The organism is Bradyrhizobium guangxiense (assembly GCF_004114915.1).
Lineage (GTDB): Bacteria > Pseudomonadota > Alphaproteobacteria > Rhizobiales > Xanthobacteraceae > Bradyrhizobium > Bradyrhizobium guangxiense.
This window is the reverse complement of sequence record NZ_CP022220.1, coordinates 653722-673071: the sequence shown is the minus strand read 5'-3', so window position 1 is coordinate 673071 and position 19350 is coordinate 653722. Positions and strand designations below refer to the sequence as shown.

General features: G+C 58.6%; 9 protein-coding genes and 6 pseudogenes. 7 read left to right on the top strand and 8 right to left on the bottom strand.

Going from position 1 to position 19350, the window contains the following annotated elements:
• Nucleotides 1-176: 176 nt before the first annotated feature.
• Nucleotides 177-1202 (bottom strand): IS110 family RNA-guided transposase, encoded by a 1026-nt coding sequence (locus X268_RS37690; protein ID WP_164934317.1) that lies wholly within the window; start codon nucleotides 1200-1202, stop codon nucleotides 177-179.
• A 330-nt stretch (nucleotides 1203-1532) separates the two neighbouring features.
• Nucleotides 1533-1847, bottom strand: a pseudogene (locus X268_RS41100) (integrase core domain-containing protein); the annotation flags it as partial.
• 271 nt (nucleotides 1848-2118) lie between these two features.
• Here X268_RS41100 and X268_RS41040 point away from each other — a divergent pair.
• Nucleotides 2119-2250, top strand: coding sequence for a transposase (locus X268_RS41040; protein WP_237867166.1), 132 nt, complete (start codon nucleotides 2119-2121; stop codon nucleotides 2248-2250).
• A gap of 169 nt (nucleotides 2251-2419) precedes the next feature.
• Here the strand turns inward: X268_RS41040 and X268_RS37675 are convergent, their stop codons facing one another.
• On the bottom strand, nucleotides 2420-3091 hold the full coding sequence (locus tag X268_RS37675) for an FkbM family methyltransferase (protein ID WP_128929894.1): 672 nt from the start codon (nucleotides 3089-3091) through the stop codon (nucleotides 2420-2422).
• Between the two features lie 839 nt (nucleotides 3092-3930).
• A complete protein-coding gene (dctA, locus tag X268_RS37670; protein ID WP_206733223.1) occupies nucleotides 3931-5160 on the bottom strand; it encodes a C4-dicarboxylate transporter DctA in 1230 nt (409 codons plus the stop codon).
• A 985-nt stretch (nucleotides 5161-6145) separates the two neighbouring features.
• Between dctA and nolL the strand changes: the two genes are divergently transcribed.
• Nucleotides 6146-7276, top strand: coding sequence for a nodulation factor fucose acetyltransferase NolL (nolL, locus tag X268_RS37665; RefSeq protein ID WP_128929892.1), 1131 nt, complete (start codon nucleotides 6146-6148; stop codon nucleotides 7274-7276).
• Between the two features lie 9 nt (nucleotides 7277-7285).
• A pseudogene (locus tag X268_RS37660) lies at nucleotides 7286-7572 on the top strand (transposase domain-containing protein); the annotation flags it as partial.
• 1897 nt (nucleotides 7573-9469) lie between these two features.
• Here X268_RS37660 and X268_RS37650 read toward each other — a convergent pair.
• Nucleotides 9470-10276, bottom strand: a complete 807-nt coding sequence (locus X268_RS37650) for a helix-turn-helix transcriptional regulator (RefSeq protein WP_128929890.1) — start codon at nucleotides 10274-10276, stop codon at nucleotides 9470-9472.
• Between the two features lie 2635 nt (nucleotides 10277-12911).
• Nucleotides 12912-13171: pseudogene (locus X268_RS37645) on the bottom strand (transposase); the annotation flags it as partial.
• Between the two features lie 252 nt (nucleotides 13172-13423).
• Between X268_RS37645 and X268_RS37640 the strand changes: the two are divergent.
• A pseudogene (locus X268_RS37640) lies at nucleotides 13424-14640 on the top strand (IS110 family RNA-guided transposase).
• 312 nt (nucleotides 14641-14952) lie between these two features.
• Here the strand turns inward: X268_RS37640 and X268_RS37635 are convergent.
• Nucleotides 14953-15202 (bottom strand): annotated as a pseudogene (locus X268_RS37635) (transposase); the annotation flags it as partial.
• A gap of 72 nt (nucleotides 15203-15274) precedes the next feature.
• Between X268_RS37635 and X268_RS37630 the strand changes: the two are divergent.
• Nucleotides 15275-16663 carry a transposase gene (locus X268_RS37630; protein ID WP_128929889.1) on the top strand — a complete coding sequence of 463 codons (1389 nt, stop codon included), beginning with the start codon at nucleotides 15275-15277 and terminating at the stop codon, nucleotides 16661-16663.
• A gap of 51 nt (nucleotides 16664-16714) precedes the next feature.
• Here X268_RS37630 and X268_RS37625 read toward each other — a convergent pair.
• Nucleotides 16715-17461: pseudogene (locus X268_RS37625) on the bottom strand (IS256 family transposase); the annotation flags it as partial.
• Nucleotides 17462-18237: 776 nt separating this feature from the next.
• On the opposite strand from X268_RS37625, the gene X268_RS37620 reads away from it, so the two are divergent.
• Together X268_RS37620 and X268_RS37615 are read left to right on the top strand one after the other, a co-directional pair.
• Nucleotides 18238-18909 carry a response regulator transcription factor gene (locus tag X268_RS37620; RefSeq protein WP_164934295.1) on the top strand — a complete coding sequence of 224 codons (672 nt, stop codon included), beginning with the start codon at nucleotides 18238-18240 and terminating at the stop codon, nucleotides 18907-18909.
• A 56-nt stretch (nucleotides 18910-18965) separates the two neighbouring features.
• Complete coding sequence (locus X268_RS37615) at nucleotides 18966-19346, top strand: response regulator transcription factor (protein ID WP_128929888.1); 381 nt, start codon at nucleotides 18966-18968, stop codon at nucleotides 19344-19346.
• Nucleotides 19347-19350: the final 4 nt, after the last annotated feature.

Below are 19350 nucleotides of genomic sequence, written 5' to 3'. Positions count from 1 at the left end.
AGCCGCTGGCCGGTATGGTGATCCGCGGACCAGGTCCAATTCTCATCTCCGAGCACGTCGGCTCTTTGGCTCTAGCTGGTTTCCTGATCCAGATCTGTTCGATCGTTGCGCCCATTCGGGTCGTCGCCTTCTCACACCCCCTTCGCCAACGTCAGGCTATTTCGTGCTGCATGCAGTCATGCCGTCACTGCCTGCGCTGGGTTCCGATAATCCTCCTTCCGGGTGAGCATGGCCCAAATCGTCCGAGCCATCTTGTTCGCCAAGGCGATCGCCACAAGCATGCGCGGCTTCCTCGCCAGCATCTGCGCCAGCCAGGATCCGCTAGGGATCGACTTGCGCCCGAGCCAGTTCAGCCGCGACATCGCCCCAACGATGAGCAACTGGCGAATGTCCGCCTGTCCTTCCTTCGAAACGCGTCCGAGCCTTTCCTTTCCCCCTGAGGAATGTTGCCGTGGGACCAAGCCGAGCCAAGCCGCGAAGTCTCGGCCACGTCGAAAGGCCGCCATGTCGGGCGCGAAAGCCTCGATCGCGAGTGCGGTCAGCGGGCCGACCCCCGGCATTGTCTGCAGCCGCTGCGCCGTGACCGTCCGCGTCGCCAACTTCTTGAGCTGCTCTGCCTTGGCATCGATCCGCTCCGTCTTGTAGGCGATCTGATCAATGAGACTCCGACATTCCTCGCGGACCAGTTCTGGTAGATCGCTGTTCGGATCTTCGAGGATTGCGTCAATGCGTTTAAGTTGTTCGATTCCTTGCGGGATGATATGGCCGAATTCGTAGAGAACAGAACGCAGCGCATTCACCAGATCGGTGCGCTGATGAACAAGGCGCTTCCGAGCCCGAAAGAGCACTGCCCTGGCCTGCTGTTCTTCCGATTTCGGCTCGACGAAGCGCATCTCGGGGCGCTGTGCCGCGATCACGATTGCTTCGGCATCAGCCGCGTCGTTCTTTTGGCGTTTCACAAAAGGCTTCACATATTGCGGAGCGATCAGTTTCACTTCATGGCCGAGCTTGACCATCTCCCGTGCCCAATAGTGGGCGCTGCCACAGGCTTCCATCACCACCACTGCCGATGGGTGGCCCGCCATGAACTTCCGAAACTGAAGCCGCGACAGTTTCTTTCGAAATTTCAAGTGTCCCGCCATTGACGCCCCGTGGAGCTGAAACACATTCTTGGCTAGATCCACTCCGATCACCGTATCCATCAATTTGCCGTCCTCTTCGCTTCGGGGTTCAAACACTGCGTTCTTGGCACATTACGATGCCGTCTGGGGAGGGCGGCAACCATCCCATCTCATCTGGTGATCTGTGATGTGTCGGCCGGGCACGCGAGTGATTCCTCTTGGCGGAAGAACCACTTGCATAACCCGCCGGCCGCGATCACCAGTCGGCGCGGTCCTCCTCGGGATCGCGCCGACGCTGGGCTCGTAACTCCGGTCGGGCTACGCCCTCCCTACGTCACGAGCCCAGCGAAACTCTCTCACCTTGATTGACGCTGCCTTCCATCCTGATCGCCGCGCGACAAGCTGACGCGGAGCCTTCGCATAGCGCAGTGCCAGATCCCGGCAGGTGAAGACGAACCCGAACGGGGTCTTCCATCCGAGCTGGGAGTGTGGTCGCGCGTCGTTGTAATCGGCCCGCCGGCACCCAGGCACGACACGGGCCTGGGCAGGGACGTAAACAGCGGCTCGCCCCGCAGCTGGCCATTGAAGTCTTCGATGCGCATTCTGCATAGGCTTGCCGGGCCCCATTTAGTGCCAGGCTAGGCGGCTCTGATCAGCCCACGACATGATGCCATTGCTGTCGGCCTCGCTGTTGTCGTTGACCACCATCTTGGAGTTGCCGCGCTCAATGGAGTTAAATCGGTTGCGCGATCAGCGGTTCGGACGCTGCAGACAGCCTGCGCGGCGGACGTAAGTCCGGTTCGCCGGCGGGGCGGAAGGCAAGCGGGGACCTAGCTGATCGAGAGATCGAGAAGCTCACGCTCAAGAAGCTCCAGCACGAGCAGTTCGGACAGTCCTCCGGAGCGAGGCGCATTGCTGGACTGGCTCGAGCTGCAGCTCGCTGGCCTGGAGGAAAAAGCTGGGCAGTCCAGACCGGTCTCAGGTGGCTGCGGACAAGATGGCGGTGCCATCGTTCGAGCGCCGCAAGCCAGCCCGCCGGCCACTGGCGGAGCATCTCCCACGGGAACGCATCGATCTATGCGCCACCTGCGATCTGCCCATGCATGCCTCCGGGCTGGGAATTGTCTGAGCCGTATCCTGGCGCGCTTTGGATAGCCAACGAGCCACCCTAGGCGGTATGCAAACAAAGCTTCGGCAACTTGCCACTTCATCGTCGGCCCCGCGATAGGAGTGCTGCGGTACAAACAAGCCCGCGAACCGCGCATGTCGGTCATCCACTCTGCCGAGCGTGGCTTTCCTCAAACAGACCGGAGCACCTTGTTTCTAAGCAGAACGTCGCCCTCAATCTCTCGCGGATACAGAGTAACCACTTCGAACGCGGGAAGGAGGTCAAGGATGGAGCGCAGTGAAAGCTGGCCTTCGTACAGTTCGCGGTCACTATACTCGGTGTAGATGAACCGTGTTCTGCCCAGGGTTTTCTGACCGCCAGCGATTACGTCCGACTCAGCTCCTTGAACATCCATCCAGATTAGATCAACAGGGCCGCTGAGACCAGCTTCGCCGCTCCAGTCATCCAGTCGCTGGGTCTCGACCAGAATCGAGTCATCAAAGCGAACCCAATCATATTCTGAAAGGTGATTTTTGGGTCTACGTATGGAGCCCGATAAGTCCCACCCCCTCGCATCTCCGTCCCCATTGCTCGGATGAAACTCGATGGTACCGTTTCGATCACTGATGGCGAGCTGCATGAGCGCCACGTTGGGTCGAGCCAGACGCTTATTCTCCTTGAAGCGAGCTATTGCGCGAGGGTCAGGTTCAAAGCAGTATACGCTGGCGTCTGGACACAGCTCAAGAAATCGCTGTGTGTCGCTACCATCATTGCATCCAATGTCCAAGATAACCGGGCATGTGACCCGAAGATGAGAAACGATCTTCTGGTGTATTTCCAGTGTAGGTAACGACTCTAGCATCTGTCCTTATCCTTTTCGTTGCGATGTGTGTTAACCGGTGGAACCAGGAGCCTGGGAGGTGCTGGCGGGTTGCTCAATAAGGGCACTCGTCGAGTAACGAGTAACAACGTTGAGAGGGCAATGGCAGCTCTGTTGCGAGGCTCTGGCGGATCATTGACCGGGGTAAGTAGCCTTTGGCTCAGAGCCGCGTTCACAAGTGGAAATTGCGAGGTCGAGGAAACGGTGCGGCTACCCGAGAGCACGCGATCGGAGGCGAGACAGGCAACCCTATGGTTGGATAGAGCGTCCACAATCGGTGAGATCTGGCCAAGCAGTAGGCAAATAGGAGCGTATCAACAATCGTGTTTCCGGTAGCGTTCTGCGCCCTAATATTCATTGAGGGATCTCTATTTGCGAGCTCGCACCGAGCTGCTGCTTACTATTGCGCGGCCCACCCTCGGCTGTACAATCGATTTCAATGATGGGCTATATTTGGCTAATGGATAGTTGGCCTCCAGAGGCCAGCGAAAAGGTCATTTAAATACAACACACGCGCAATCACCGTCCGATGGTGGCGCCTGGGGTCTGGCCGCGTGCTGCCGGGCGTACGGGGCCACCCGCACTCGCGATGATTATGGTCATTCAAACTTAGGTGGGGACCCGATGCCCTGCCCTCTCTAAGTTGATGTGCGACACCACGATGGCACGTCACTTACAAAGATGGCATCAATGGCCGTTGACATACTGCCGAGTGAACGGCTCCGGTGCTCGGTTTCAAGACCTATGTTCATACCAACTTGTGCACCGTGCAGGCCGCCGCGCCATGACAGGGTGCGAGATGACGGCCATAACGGCTGCAACTAATAGCTCAGAGCCGCATTAAAGGTCTCTCGGTCGAGCTCGCCCTCGGACGAGGCAACGATCACGCAGGCCACGCCGTTGCCACAGAGGTTGGTCAACGCGCGGCATTCGCTCATGAACTTGTCTATGCCCAGCACGATGGCCATGCCCGGCACGAGCCGTGGATCTACGACCGCGAGCGTCGCCGCCAGCGTGATGAAGCCTGCACCGGCGATGCCAGAGGCCCCCTTCGAGGTCAGCATCGCCACGAGCAGGATCGTGAGTTGCTGGCTGAACGTCAGATCGTAGCCGAGCGCCTGCGAGATAAAGAGCGTCGCTAGCGTCATGTAGATGTTGGTGCCGTCGAGATTGAACGAATAACCCGTGGGCACCACGAGGCCGACCACCGATTTTGAGCAGCCGAGACGTTCCAGCTTCTCCATCAAGGACGGCAGCGCGCTCTCCGAGGACGAGGTGCCGAGCACGATCAGCAGCTCGTCCTTGATGTAGGCGAGGAACTTGAAGATCGAGAAGCCGGCAAGGCGCGCGATAATGCCGAGCACCAGGAGCACGAATAGGGCCGCAGTGACGTAGAAGGTCGCGATCAGGCCCATCAAATTGAGGATCGCGCCGGTCCCGAACTTGCCGATCGTGTAGGCCATCGCGCCGAAGGCGCCGACCGGCGCCGCGCGCATTACGATCGAGATCACGCCGAACACCGCATGCGCGGCATCATCGATGAAGCTGCGGATCAAATGGCCGCGTTCGCCGAGCCCCAGGATAGCGAAGCCGAACAGGACGGAGAACAGCAGCACTTGCAGGATCTCGCCTTGCGCGAAGGCGCCGACCACGGTGTCGGGAATGATGTGCAGGATGAAGTCGACCGACTTCTGGCCTTCGGCCTGCTTGGCGTAGTTGGCGACCGCCTGCGCGTTGGCCGCCGCACTGCCGAAGCCCGCGCCCGGCCTCACGACATTGCCGATGATGAGGCCGATGATGAGCGCGAAGGTGGAGACGACCTCGAAATAGACCAACGCCTTCACGCCGATGCGTCCGACCTTCTTGGCATCATGGATATGGGCGATGCCGGAGACGACGGTGCAGAAGACGATCGGAGCGATCACCATCTTGATCAACTTGATGAAGCCCTCGCCCAGCGCCTTGATCCAGTCATTAGTGGCCAGGTGCGGCCAGCGCCAGCCGACGATGCCGCCGAGAGCAATTGCCGCCAAAACCTGGACATATAGCATTTTATGTGAGCGGGCTCCGGCACGCGGCTGCTCGGCGCGCCCGACGCCTCCAATGGGTTTGGTCATGTCTCCATCCTTCCTGGCGATCGGCTCCCAGTGTGCAGAACGAGCTTTGGCGTTGGCAGCGCCAGTGAGGCATAGTGGCCGGCATGTTATTGGGGCATGTGGGCGTGCTCAGGAAGGCGGCTTAAGCGGTTTCGCCTCAGGCCGATCCCGAGTTCATTCGAGTATTTTTAGGCTGTCGTGGATCAAACCAAAAAGAGCCAGCGATTGAGCTGTTTTTGCGCAGCCTCGTCGCCACCGGTCAGCGGGCAATAGCTGCCTTACACGCTCCCAGTCTAGGTGATCCAAAATCACGACCTTCATCTCCCAGTCGCAGCGTTCCGCCAAGAGGGTCTGTGGGCGTAAGCGCAGGTACTTCACTATTTCACGTTCCTGCATCCAATGTCTAAGGGCGCCTCGCTAGAGAAGACTGCGTTCTTCTTCGAGATCGATCAGGCTGCGTGGCGCATGATAGTAACGGGATGAGGAATCTGGTTATTCCCGGGCATCTGGATCATGCAGACGAAGTGTGCATGCGGACCTCCCCTATTCTCGTGAGCTTTGCCCTAAAAGAGCAAACTGCGTGCCACGAGTGTTACTGTTCAAGGAGAGCCTTATTATTGCGGAGACCATGGGGTGCGTAAACGCAGCCGATTGATTGCGGGTAGCAAGACGACTAATTGTGCAAGAGCTCTGGTAACGGTGGCCGGGCGGCGATCGTCTCACATCATTCACCATCTGGATGTGTCGCATCAATACAACCGATTGTACCAATCTGGAAAGATGAGCAAAGACGAGGAACGGAACGGCGGAATTGTCGCATTCGTCGCAATGATTACGTCAGTTTCGTCGGAGGGTGCACCAATCGGTCGGGAAGCCTTCGAGCCCGATCGGGTCAGCCCAACTGGCGCTCCGCGGGTCGTAAATCGCATGCCGAGGCATCATGTTTCATTGCTCAGCACAATCAACCGAGTGTAGTTCGCAGGCGCTCAAAGGAGCGCCGCGAGACCTAAGCCTTGATTTTGCTAAAGGCATGCTCATCATCTTGGTGATCATCGGACATTTGATACAATACGTTATTTGTAGAAATAACGAATATTGGCATTCGCCTTACTTCAAGTTCATCTACATGTTTCACATGCCGCTCTTCATGGCGATAAGCGGCTATTTGTCCCACGGAGCGCTAGTTTACAAGTCGCTGTCGCGCAGCGTCGCTGATCGTGTGAAGCAATTGTTGCTGCCGGCGCTATTTTGCGGCACGCTTCTCGAAGCAATCAAGTTGGGGGCGTTCAAGCTAGCTACGGGGTCAGTGCCAACAAGCCTGCGTGATGTACTGTTTGACCTTGCGAAGGAGCTAGTAGGCTCATATTGGTTCATTTGGACCACATTTGCCTCATTCCTCGTCATGAGGAGTCTTTTCGCGTTGTGCGGCCGGGTATCGGCCTGGGTGATTGGCACGTCAGCGATCTTTGTTGCCCTCACTCCGTTGACAGTTTCGATAGTGCCATTGGCGCGATACACTTACCCATTCTTTTGCCTTGGAGTCGTGTTCGCTCATTCGAAGGAATGGCGGACGGCCATAATCTCACGATACAAATCGCTCTTGATGGTCTTGCTTAGTGGAATGGCTTGTGCGTGCTATTTCAACTGGAACAAAACAACCTACGCCTACAACAACCTAGTACTGGTTCACGATACAAAGCAAGTGTTGCTTATGTTTCTTGGCTCTGCATCTGCCTCGGCAATTGCAATGGAAGTGTTGCTGCAGGTCTGGCGCTTTGGCTGTTCTAGTCGCGTGGTTCTCTTCGTTGCGGTAGGTCTTGGGCAGCGTACGCTGGTCCTTTATCTGATCCAGGGCGCCGTGTTCCGCTTGATGGACTTTATTTCGTTTGAAAGACCTTTCGAGCTATCAGTTAGAATCGCAATCGCTGCGGCGCTAGGGGCGGGAATTGTTGTCATCGCCGCAGCGATTCAGTGGATTGTGCGCGGCCTTCGAAGGATCTGGGAGTGTCGCCGGAGCGCTACTCGGATCGCTATTGGCCGTGTGGCCTCCGTTTGGGACAGAAGCGTTTAGCGTCGTGACGCCAGATGTGCCATCTTCGAACGCTTCCTGACCGATGGTCGCATCGAGCTCGACTCCAACATCGTCGAGCGCGCCATCAGGCCACAAACAATTACGAGAAAGAATAGTCTGTTTGCCGGCAGCGACGGCGGCAGACGAACCTGGGCGACCATCGCGACACTGTTGCAGACAGCGAAGAAGAACAACGTCGATCCGCTCGCTGGCTTGCTCTCACGCTTCAGCGTATCGCCAACGGCTGGCTGAGCAGCGAAATCCACGCCCTTATGCCATGGAACCACGCCATCTGACGGCCTCACCCTGCCGCTTACACTTGTGCCGTGGTTGGACACGATCATTCCTGGCTTGTCGCGTCGCTCGACGATCGCCGTCAGTTCGCGGGCGACGCGCCATCCTGAGATCCACTGGAGAACCTGTCTTGCACAAAGTCCAGCGACGGCTCGCGTTGGGCCACGCCTCGACAAGGGTCGTGGCACGGTCCCACGGTTTTGTGGCGAGCCCGCCGCTGGCGGACGGGGGGCCTTTCCCGCGATAAAAGTCACTAGATCCGGTTAGTTGCCGGGGCTCTCCCTCGCTGCCGCGGCTCGGCTAGTGCCGGCTATTCGGCTCGTGGATCGCTCAACCAGCCCCGCAGAGCCGTGCGCATGGTGACAGGAGCTAGCGCGATCATCCACTCTTACCCGACCTATCTGAAACCCACTTGGTAGCCGCACACACCTGGTGGATTAAATCGAAAACCGTACGCGAGCTCCAGGGGATATCAGAAAGATAAGAGAGACGAATTCGCGGCTGAGCAAGTTAAATAGCGTCCCATTTGCAGGAGATGCTCGCGCCTGATCGCTGTAAGGTAGACACACATGAATGGATCACCGCACCACGATAAGCTCGTGAGAGCCGAGCGATGCAGCGCACTAATCCAGACTCAACTCGTCAAAACGCGATGTCGTGACGGCAGGCGCAGAGCTCGTGTGGTCCGCGGGGCACCATGCTTTGAGAGTTGCATAATGTGACGCTTGTGATTGGGCAAGCCAGACGAGATACAGACATCAAATGCGATCGCGAAACCGCCAAATCGGGTTAGGGGGGCTCAAGCTCTATTTGCGCCCTTCCCTTCAAGGGTGAACGAGATGCAGCATCCTGCCCGGGGGGCGACGAATTTACCGAGATGTTGTGGAATACGGGAACGACCCCGCACGTTCCAATCCACATGGAACACGAGAGAATTGCACTGGCCCGATAGCGAAGGTTTGTCGTTGCCCACGACTGCTGCTTCGGGCGCAGGCCCCCTGAAGGGCGGATCACTAGCTAATGCCATCATCAATGGCGTGGTTACGAGAGGGATAATAATAGAGAGCCATCGAGTTAGGACCCTGATTAGCGCCGGTGACCGAGAGGCAAGCCAAGTTTTCGCGCCTTCTGACGCAGCGACCCAACGGTACGCTTTGTAAGCTTTGCAATTTGAATGACCGGTGTTTTGGCCCTTGAATGGGCGCGGAGTTCCTTCACGTCCGCTCTACTGTACTCGCGTCGCGCAATCTTCTTTTTTACCTGTTTTGCCATACTTGCTCCGGTGTCCTATTTACGCGAACAATATCAGGAAGGCACCGGTCTTGCCAAGGCTTACAAGCACTTCTGGGATGCATTCGCTAGTCGGCGGCCGTGCCAGCCTCATTCGTGAAGAGCGGCATGTCTTCGGCGGCATCTTTTATCGCCACCCCGGGGGAAGCGCCTGAATGTGCCAGCGTCGCATTTGCATCATCAGCAAGGATTGATCCGCGAACAGTCGGGACTTGCGAGCGCATGATGGATCGGGAGTATCTGTTCGCAGTCGCATCAACCGTTCCTCTCGCTTGAAAGCAAGTGAGCCTGTATAGCGCGACAATCTGGGTGGGGAGCTTCCACCCTAATTGCCGCGCGGCATGAGCCTGAGAAATCGGGGCGCAGCGAACGTGTTGATCTCCCACGCAAGTTAGGCGGCGCAGTGTCGAGCATTGTAAGCGAACTATCCATCACTTCGGGTGCAAGCTATGGTTGTTCTCACTTAGCCGGACGTGACCAAGCGCAGCGTTGGATCGGTAGCACCGGAATTATTCTCTGAGCAGTTCGCGCGCCGGGCATCCGTCGGATCAGGACCAGAAAAGCTCAGGGGATCGTCTGAACTTGTGGGCACCCGGCAGCGGCCATGCTTCATTGCCTTGCCAAAGTACGGTTCTTCGATTTCACTGTATGTCCCTTTGAGAAGCGGCACTCCTCGTTCGTTGGGGAAGCGTAGTGAATAAGGCCGGCGCGGTAGGCTTCTCTGATTGCCACAGTGCGCGTACTTGTACCCATCTTTCGCATAATGTTCTTCATGTGGAAGTCGACTGAATTCCCGCTGATGTGGAGGAGCCGGCCGATATGCCAGGAAGACCTGCCTTCCGCCGCGTGCAAGAGGATCTCTTTTTCACGTGGAGTGAAAGTAACATTCAGATATCGGTTCTCATCTGGTAGGGGCGCGATAAGGCCATAACCGATGTGGAATTGAGAGGCCAGTGCGGCGAGGTGAAGTAAGGAGCCTTTCGGATCAGCCCGATCGCTTTCGGAGGCAAACAGCGCCACGGATACATGGCCCTGCGCTGCGAAAAGGGGAACGCTTATGCCGCGCTTAAAGCCCGCTATTTTGTAGAAATCCAGTGCGCGTTGCTCTTCTGGCAGCAATCGACATCGTGCAGACAGCTCCTCCCAGCATATTGGGCGTGAAAAACGCCGTGATCGATGAATTGCGGGGTCTATATTGCCGTATTCGTGTTCTGCGTAGGGCTTACTCCAGTGGGATGGAAAGTTCGAGGCGATCATGGGGGCAGGACTTTCACGAAGGCGTTTGGGCGGGGCGTATGTTACTGCCGCATATGCTACTGAACCGAAGCCCAGCTTTCCTGCTTTGCTTACCAGCATTTGGAACAGAGGTGAAAGCGACTGCGTGTTGGCTGCGCAATTGATCAAGTCGTAGTTCATAGCTGCCACGCGATGGGTTCATGCTTGGGGAGTTGATTGCGGGGTAGACGAGCGGTCCGACTGATATCGACTGTCATCCGTCTCCCGGTGGCCGCCGAGATGAGGACCAGCGGGCTTGGTTGTAGGTCCTCACTCCGAGACGGTAGTAGCGACTGCCTTTCTTGGCGCTTTGGCATAAGACTGGGTGCGGGCGGTGGCGTCGCTCCTACGGTGTGATGCGCCGCTTGTTCCGACTCGTGCAGGACGAGCGGGATGTATCCGGCGGACCGGCGCTGCGGAAGCCGGCGAGCAAAACTAACGACGTGCTGCCTAAAGGCCCTGCTTTGTTTAAGGCGCGTGCGGCGTCCACATAGGCTCGGATGAACGCAAAGACGTAACTTTTTAGGTAATCGCGAGGTCAGCGTCGCGCGGTTGTCGTGAGCATTCACAACTCTATGACCGGGTTTGACGCGCTTTCTTGCGGTGTTCCTATTGCGTATGCGCCGCTGTTCGGTGTCTGAGTGGGGACAAGCTACGAAGCCATTGCTCATGTGGATCTCCAACGCTTTTATGCTCGGTGAGCAAGTTGCGTGCCGCTGGGTCGACCAGCTGCATGCAGGCGCCATGTTACGATTGTTGTTAAGAATGCCGTGGTGATGCGCGTGCTTAGGAGCACAATAGAACTAGCGGGTAATGCACAGCTGATGGGCGAGAGCGGTGACTTCTGTTCTTGAAGATGGAAGTCTTCGCTTGTGATCGCGAGCAGGCGATCACAATGAAACAGGGACTATGGGTCAGCCGAAATGGCCCAAGGGGTATCGATCGGATGCCACGCGAGCGCAGTTGCCCAGAGCTCGCTAACTTCCTGAGGAAATCCGTTATCGCTTAGGAGCGGCTCTGGCCGAGAGACCCTGACCTAAGCGGCACGTTTGAATCAGGTGTGTTGATTTGGGTTCCGTTCTCAAAAGACGATCGCCGATCTTCGGGCATGACAGTCGGGCGCGCTGCAATGTTCTATCGTGAGATCTCTTGGCCGCCGCATGCCCGGGCTAAGCGTGGTGCCCGCTCTCAGCGGTATCGAAGGCACCGTCAAGCGGCTAATAACACCAGCGTATACGGTGCTCAGATGCGGCGATTTACGCCGTCTAGCGAGGCCTTGCTTTAGCGGAATATTGGGAGGTAAGCGTCTTGTCAGTCACTCTGCTGAGCCAAGACAAATTGTGAGAGATCAACGCTAGTTATGGAGCGATCTAAAACAAACAGTTGTTGGGACCCAAGGGGCTCTCGCTTTAGCTCATTCAAGTCAGCCGAGCACGGCTGGCGCGGTGAGGTGTTTCGTTTCAGACGAGGAGCACAGAGGTGTGCCCCCAAAAAAACGTCGCATGCGCGCTATCCAACGCCTCTGTACGAAAAGGGACCCGGCTCGGCCGGCCCACCGTCCTCGGCCGCTCGTTTCGCTCCTGATCTCAGCGGTGACTACCGCTTGCGCGAATGCCATCGCAACCGTACCTCGGCTGGCCTCGCTCCCCGGGAAATACAAGGATGGTTGCGGAACGGTGGTCATGGCCGGTGGGCTCGCTTCGAAGGAAATGCCAGAAGAGCGTTCCGTGGTCGGGCTGCCTGTCCATCGCATGGAATTTATCTAGTCTTGGCCAGAACTCGACGCTCATTTGGCAACTTACTTCTATGCGACGGCATGCAGGGCAGTGAGTTCATCTTGTCGCCTCTCAGCGTGTCCCCCTCTTCTCTCTTGGTTAGTCGAGGCACGGCTCTTGCTGCCTACAAAGAAGCATCACCATCCCGCCTCCCTTGTGGTGATGTTAGGGGCGGGTTCGGCACGACCAGCTGCTGCCGGACCGCCCCGACGATCGTAGACGATAACAGATGAGAGTGGGCCTTAGGCCAACCTATTTGTGATTCGCGGCACGTGCCGTGCAAAGCGCTGTGTCCTTGCTGCATGGTCGCAGTTCGCTCCATGCTCCGTGACGCCGAACGTCTTGTGATCTGCGAGAAGATGGCGCGTTTAGCGGTGGATGATCGAGCCGTTAATCCGCGCGCAAGGGGCTGGTTCGCGAGCTCGCTTTGCAGGGGTGCCAAAGGACCGCTTGTCGGGTCTCAAACGAGGGCTCGTTGATGGAGCCGAATCGACTTGTTCTCTCGGCGATCTCGAAGCGCTGTCTGCCGTTGTGTTAGGTAGGAGCATGGGTATTGTGGCATGCCGTCGCTCATCCTCGCGGCTGCCTTTGATTGCCTCGATCAGAAGCGAAGTGTCCGCTGGTTCGCTTCAACAGAGTAGAAGCTTGTAGTGCAACGAGTAGCTGTTACGTTCTGTTACTCGAAGAACTGTGCTGCTTCGAGGACCTCGCAGCAAGTTCCTGATGGACCGTACTCGTTCGTGCGGCCCAATCAGTGGGACGTGGAGTTACGGTCTCGATTGGGCGCGTGATGATGTAAGAGCCCAGAGCCGCGCGACGATGCGTGGGGCAAAATTGATGCTCTCCCTTGCGCCTCAACCCAAAAGCGCTGACACTCAGCCTGGCTCGAGTCTAATTGGGGCCGGCCTTGGAGTTCTGCAGCTACGAGATCAGCGACAAACTCTTATGATTTGCGACCAATTCGAGATCGTGTTCCGTGGCGTGGTGTAGCTGAGTGCGGGTCACCGCGTTCGCCGGCATGGGCCGGATCGGTCGCTGGCGATTGCCGGGAAGCTGACGGCGGGATCATCGCCCAACGGGGCGATGGTTTCCAGTGTCATGTAGCGGCCGCGCTGGACCGCCCACTCGTCGTTCTGGTCGAGCAGGATCGCACCGACGAGGCGTCGATGGCGTCTTCATTGGGGAAGATGCCGACCACTTCGGTGCGGCGCTTGATCTCGCCATTGACCCGTTCGAGCGGATTGGTAACCGGTATGAGAGTTCTCGGTGCCAACGTTCCGCTGCGGTGTTCGACATCGTGGCGTATGGTGCGACCATCGGGACAGAGGCACCGGGAGCACGAAGGTGCGGGCAGGCCGATACACACGATGAGCCGAGAGCTCGTGTTAGTAGCTGGCCGCCTCTGCGACTTGCCCGGTTGCGCCGTGAGCGCGAGTCCGTAGTTGTCGTGTCGCCCGCCGCTCCCGCAATAATCAACGGAAGGGAGGACGCGCAGATGCGACGCGTGATTGGTATCGATGTTCACCGAACCTTCGGCGAGGTGGTAATCTGGAAAGACGGCATCCTTCGACATGCGGGCCGGGTCGACATGACCCGGGCCGCCCTTGAAGGATGGGCAAGAGTCTGCGGTCGACCGACGAAGTGGTGATCGAGGCGACTGGAAATAGCATGGCGGTGTCGCGGGTGCTGACGCCATTCGTGGCGCGGGTGACTATCGCCAATCCGTTGCAGGTGAAGGCGATCGCTCAGGCGCACGTCAAGACTGACAAGATCGACGCCGGTACACTCGCCAGCCTGCAGGCGGCGGGCTCCCTGCCGCAGATCTGGACGCCTGATGCGGAGACCGAACGCAAGCGCAGGCTGGTGGCGCGGCGCTACCAGGTCGTGCGGCATCGCACGCGGCTCAAGAACGAAGTGCATTCGATCCTGAATGCGCACCTGATCCCAAAGTGCTCGCATGCCGATCTTTTCAATGCCCGCGGCCGGGCGTGGCTGGCCGCTCAACAGTTTCCGGACGATGAGCGCGCGGCGATCGATCGGCACGTTCGTGAGCTCGACCGGCTGGCGGAGGACTTGGCCCTGCTCGACCGCGAGATCGCGCAGGACGCCATCGACGATTCCGCGGTCAACAGAGTGATGACGATCACCAGCGTGAATGTGACAGTCGCTACCGGGATCGTGGCGGCGATCGGCGACATCAGCCGGTTCAGCAGCCCGCAGAAGCTGGTGAGCTATTTCGGGCTGAACCCGAGGGTGCGGCAGTCGGGACTGGGAGCCGCCCATCACGGTCGAATCAGCAAGATCGGCCGCAGTCACGCATGCGCCATACTGGTTGAGGCGGCCTGGGCAGCGGCCAAGGCGCCCGGTCCACTGCATGCGTTTTTCGTGCGCATCCGTGCGCGGCGTGGCCACCAGATCGCCGCGGTCGCCGTGGCTCGGAAGCTCACTGTGCTCTGCTGGCATTTGTTGACAAGGGGCGAAGATTACCTGTGGGCCCGCCCAGCGATGGTCGCCAATAAGACCCGCGCGATGCAACTTCAAGCCGGACATCCGCAACAGAAAGGCAACCGGCGTGGACCAGCCTATACCTGCAACATCAAGGCGCTGCGCGATGGCGAGATGTCGATTGCCGCCCAGGCGGAGCGAAGCTACGAACGGTTCATGTCGCAATGGAAAGCGCGGCGGCCAAAAACCGGCGCGCGGGCGCCTCAGTTCGGCAAGACAAAATAGGGCAGTCCGGTGACGCTTGCAGCCGACGCGTCACGCTTCGCCACGAGGTCGCCCGCGCCCAACAATCATAATCGCAGCTGACGGCAACTTCCAGCCGGGCCAGTCCCGTTCCACGCAGCCGCCGTGCTCGGGCGGATCATGGCCAAGCCTTGCGGTAGCCGCAAATGCGGCCAGCCTTGACCGCCCCTGCGCGCGGCGGCTGCGTGATCGGTGGCCGGGACGGAAGAATGACCCGCGCGACCGAACAAAAGAATGGACTTACAGCGATTTTCGCAGTCGTCGTCTCGGTCTGAAGAAATCGCTTGTCCATCTCATCCGTCGAGTGCAGCTTGGCGCGATGCGCGGCTGGGAAGCTCATGTAGGCGAGCACGTCGGTTTCGGCCTCGTCGAGGAAGGCGGCGAGCTTCGGGAGCTTGGGGCGGAGCTGGTCGGTGATGCGCCGCCATTGCGCCCGCGCCTCCTCGGCATGGTCCTGGGCAAAGGCGGTGGCGATGAAGGAGGAGACGACGCGCCGGCCGCTCTTGCCGGCATGCGCCAGCGCGTTGCGCATGAAGTGCACGCGGGGGTCGTTGAAAAAGCTGCAATTGGCTGATTCCGTTCTCGTCGGCGATTCGCGATTGGCGGAGCAAACGAGATGCTGGGGCGCAAGGAGCGGGATCAGTTGGAGCTCTTCATCACTGGCTCGCTCAGACAGCTCGTCCCAGATGAGCACGTGCTGGCACGGGTCGATCGTGTGCTCGACCTATCTTGGCTAAGGGAAGAGGTCTCCGACCGCTATAGCGCGAACGACGGTCGGCCGGGCGTCGATCCGGAGGCCGCGGTCCGCCTGATGCTCGCGGGTCTGCTCACCGGCATCGTACACGATCGCAAGCTGATCCGAGAGGCTCAGGTTAACATCGCCATTCGCTGGTTTGCTGGTTATGGCCTGCATGAGCGGCTACCGCACCATTCCAGCCTGACGCGCATCCGCCAGCGCTGGGGCGAAGAGCGATTCCGTAGGATCTTTAAACGCACGGTCCAGGCCTGTCTGAAGGCCAAGATCGCAACAGCCGAAGTGGTTCACATCGATGCGTCGCTAATCCGCGCCAACGTGAGTTGGGATAGCCTCACCGAGCAGCATGCGGTGGATGTGCTGAGCGAAAATCAAAGCGAAGATGAAAGCGAGGATGAGAGAAAGGGCCGGCAAAGCGGGAAGTACAAAAAGGTCTGCACGACTGATCCCGATGCGACAATGGCTACGAATGCCCGAAACCGGCGGCTGGAACCCGCTTACAAGCAGCACACTGCCGTCGATGACAAGGTCGGTGTCATTCTGGATGTCGCGGTCACGACTGAACAAACGAACGAAGGAGAGATGATCGAGCCGCAAGTCGATGAGATCGAAGCGATTACGGGCATCGACATCAAGGTCGTCACCGCCGATGCGGGCTATGCCTACGCTAAAGTCTACGGCGCGCTCGAGCGGCGCGGCATTGATGCCCTCATCCCAGCTAAAGCCGAACCAATCAAGAGTCGCGTACCGCTCAGACGCTTCCGGTACGATGCCAAGAACGACATCTTGAAGTGCCCGCGAGGACGTATCTTGCGCCCCGCGCGGCCCATCAAGCACGGCCGTTTCTTTTACGCGAAGGCGAAGGATTGCACCCGGTGTCCGCTCAAGCGGGATTGCCTATCCAAAGGGCGGGTTAACAAAGCGGTCGTTGTCGGTGACCATTATCCGGCACTGCTGCGCGCCCGCCGCCGTCGCGAGCGATGGAGTAAGCAGGATCGACATCTCTATCAACGCCATCGCTGGCGCTCAGAGGGATTCCACGGCGAAGCCAAAACTTGGCATGGGCTGGCGCGCGCCGTACGGCGCGGTCTACCGAATATGAAGATCCAGGCCTACCTGACGGCCGCCGCCATCAACCTCAAGCGGCTGGCAACCGCTCTCCTTGCGCTTATTCTGTCTTGGATTGTCCCTCAAAATGCGTTTGCGGCTTCAGATCGCGCCGTAGCGCGGGCTTTGACGCGAGGGCCATGATAGGCCGGTCGCTGCATCGCGCGAATCTATGGGCCACTTCTTCAACGACCCCACGCGGCAGCGCTGCCAGGAGGCGTTGAGCACCTTGGCCACGGTCGCCTTGATCCCCTCGTGGGCGTCGGAGACCACCAGCTTGACGCCGCGCAATCCCCGCCGCGCCAGCTTGTGCAGGAACGCGGTCCAGAACGTCTCGGCCTCGGACGGGCCGATGTCCATGCCGAGCACCTCGCGCCTTCCGTCGCTGTTGACGCCGACCGCGATGATCACCGCGACCGAGATGATGCGCCCGTTCTGGCGCACCTTCACATAGGTGGCGTCGATCCACAGATAGGGCCAATTGCCCTCGATCGGGCGGTTGAGGAAGGCCTTCACCTTGTCGTCGATCTCACCGCACAGCCGCGACACCTGGCTCTTGGAGATGCCGCTCATGCCCTTCGCCTGCATCTGGTCGTCGACCGAGCGAGTCGAGACGCCGTGGACATAGGCCTCCTGCACCACCGCGGTGAGCGCCTTCTCGGCCATCCGCCGCGGCTCCAGGAAGCCGGGGAAGTAGGAGCCTTTGCGCAGCTTGGGAATGCGCAGCTCGACGGTGCCGGCGCGGGTCTCCCAGCTCCGATCGCGGTAGCCGTTACGCTGGCCCTGCCGCTCTTGGCTCTTCTCGCCGTACGCGGCTCCGGTCAGGCCCTCGACCTCCAGCTCCATCAGCCGGTGGGCAGCAAAGCCGATCATCTCGCGCAACAGATCAGCATCGGGGATCTTCTCTACGAGCGTGCGCAGGTTCATCATGTCGTCGGTCATCGGTGGTTCCTCGAGTCAGGTTGGCTGTCGCAATCCAAACCTTACCGACGAATCATCGGTGACCACTCGCAAAGCCGCTCGCTCGCTACAGCGCTATGGGGGAGCGCGCGTCGCGAGCGGCTTTGCTAATGAGCTACACCACTCCCTGGGACACGACCCCACTCTCGTCACTCCGAGATTAAGGAGGTAAGCCAGTTGCGAGTACCGCGTCGGAATCCAACGCCAAAAGGTGTGACGTATGCGCAATGCAAGCAAAGATGGTGTAAATGCTCGCCTCTCAGCGGGTAGTCGCAGGAGCGCCGGCTTGCCCTATCTGCCTCAATCAGGCCGTTTCAGCTGAAACAAGTTGCCTCGACCTGTACAACCCAAGTGGCGGCTGCAAGGTACCTTGCCACCTCATGCGGCAAGGATTCAGGTTGTTGATTTTGCTGGTATGTTGGAACGTGGTACTGTCGATCGAGGTGTGCCAGGAATATCGGAGCACGGTGATCTTCGGGCAGGCGAAGTCCTGAGCGGGAAGTCTGGGCTGGTCGCGCTCGTTTGCGGCTTTGTTCTCTACGTCAGGTTGAATTGCCGAATTCGGAGGGGTAGCTCGAGAAGAAAGCAGTGAGGGCCCGGGTCATACTTGTGTATACCGGAGCGGGCCTATAATCGGAAGTCCGTAGGTTTTGGGCGAGAGCAGTAATCGGCCCTCATCCCGGACCAAGCAGAGCCGTTATAAGGCCGAGAATCTAGGTTTTTTGGATTTGCCATGGTTCTGTTTGAAAGGATGGCACGTGAACGAGCGCTTGCAAGCATCGCAATTGGTGCCGGATCACAACGAAGCAGTGGTGCTGATTGTCGACGACGATGCCTCGATACGGAAGGCTCTTACGAACCTTTTCCAATCGGCGGGGTTGAAAGTGAAGGACTTTGCCTCCGCCGCGGAGATATTAAAAGCGGACCGCCCCGAGGGGCCGAGCTGCCTTGTGCTCGATGTTCGGTTGCCTGGATTGAGCGGTCTCGAGCTGCAATCCGGTCTCGCTAGCGCGAATATGCATACGCCAATTGTTTTCATAACGGGTCATGCGGATGTTCCAATGACGGTACAGGCAATGAAAGGGGGGGCGGTTGATTTCCTGACAAAGCCTTTCCGCGATCGGGATTTGCTTCGCGCAGTCCAGATTGCAATCGAAAGAGATCGACAAAGGCGAGAGCTTGAGAAGATGCGAGCCGGCGTGCGCTCACGCTTTGAAGGTCTGACGCAGCGAGAGCGTGATATTCTGACGCTGGTTGCGTCAGGGCTCTTGAACAAGCAAGTAGCGGGTGAGCTCGGCCTCGCCGAGATCACCGTCAAAGTCCACCGTGGCCAAGCCATGCGCAAAGTCGGCGCTAAGTCGCTCGCCGATCTCATAAGAATGATTGAGTTGCTGGGCCTGTCCCGCTCAAATGGAAACGTGCAAACCTGAGTACGAGCGGCGGCTCTCGGTTGGATAGCGCTGCAGCTAAAGGCTTTCCGCTTATAATGCCTCATCTCATCTCGATCATTGACGATGATCCGTCCGTTCGTGCCGCCACGAACAACCTTCTGTCCTCTCGCGGCTACGACGTTCAAGTGTTTGCATCCGCCCCAGAGTTTCTACGCTCGGAGGTGCTGGCTGCCACGTCGTGTGTAATCGCCGACATCCAGATGCCTTTCATGAACGGGCTTGAGCTGCTACGGCAAATGCGAAACGACGGTCGTCAAACGCCGTTTATCTTCATTACGGCCAATGCAGAGAGATCAGTTCGCGCCCGCGCAATCGAAGCTGGCGGTATTTGCCTTCTCGCTAAACCATTTACCACAATGACATTGATCAACTGCCTCATTGCAGCGCTCGAAGGACTTGACGACACAAGGAAATGAAAGC

Coding starts and splice junctions, on each gene's coding strand:
- X268_RS37690 (WP_164934317.1), bottom strand. CDS start 1,202: ATGGATACGGTGATCGGAGTGGATCTAGCCAAGAATGTGTTTCAGCTC.
- X268_RS41040 (WP_237867166.1), top strand. CDS start 2,119: ATGGCGGTGCCATCGTTCGAGCGCCGCAAGCCAGCCCGCCGGCCACTG.
- X268_RS37675 (WP_128929894.1), bottom strand. CDS start 3,091: ATGCTAGAGTCGTTACCTACACTGGAAATACACCAGAAGATCGTTTCT.
- dctA (WP_206733223.1), bottom strand. CDS start 5,160: ATGCTATATGTCCAGGTTTTGGCGGCAATTGCTCTCGGCGGCATCGTC.
- nolL (WP_128929892.1), top strand. CDS start 6,146: ATGTTTCATTGCTCAGCACAATCAACCGAGTGTAGTTCGCAGGCGCTC.
- X268_RS37650 (WP_128929890.1), bottom strand. CDS start 10,276: ATGAACTACGACTTGATCAATTGCGCAGCCAACACGCAGTCGCTTTCA.
- X268_RS37630 (WP_128929889.1), top strand. CDS start 15,275: ATGCTGGGGCGCAAGGAGCGGGATCAGTTGGAGCTCTTCATCACTGGC.
- X268_RS37615 (WP_128929888.1), top strand. CDS start 18,966: ATGCCTCATCTCATCTCGATCATTGACGATGATCCGTCCGTTCGTGCC.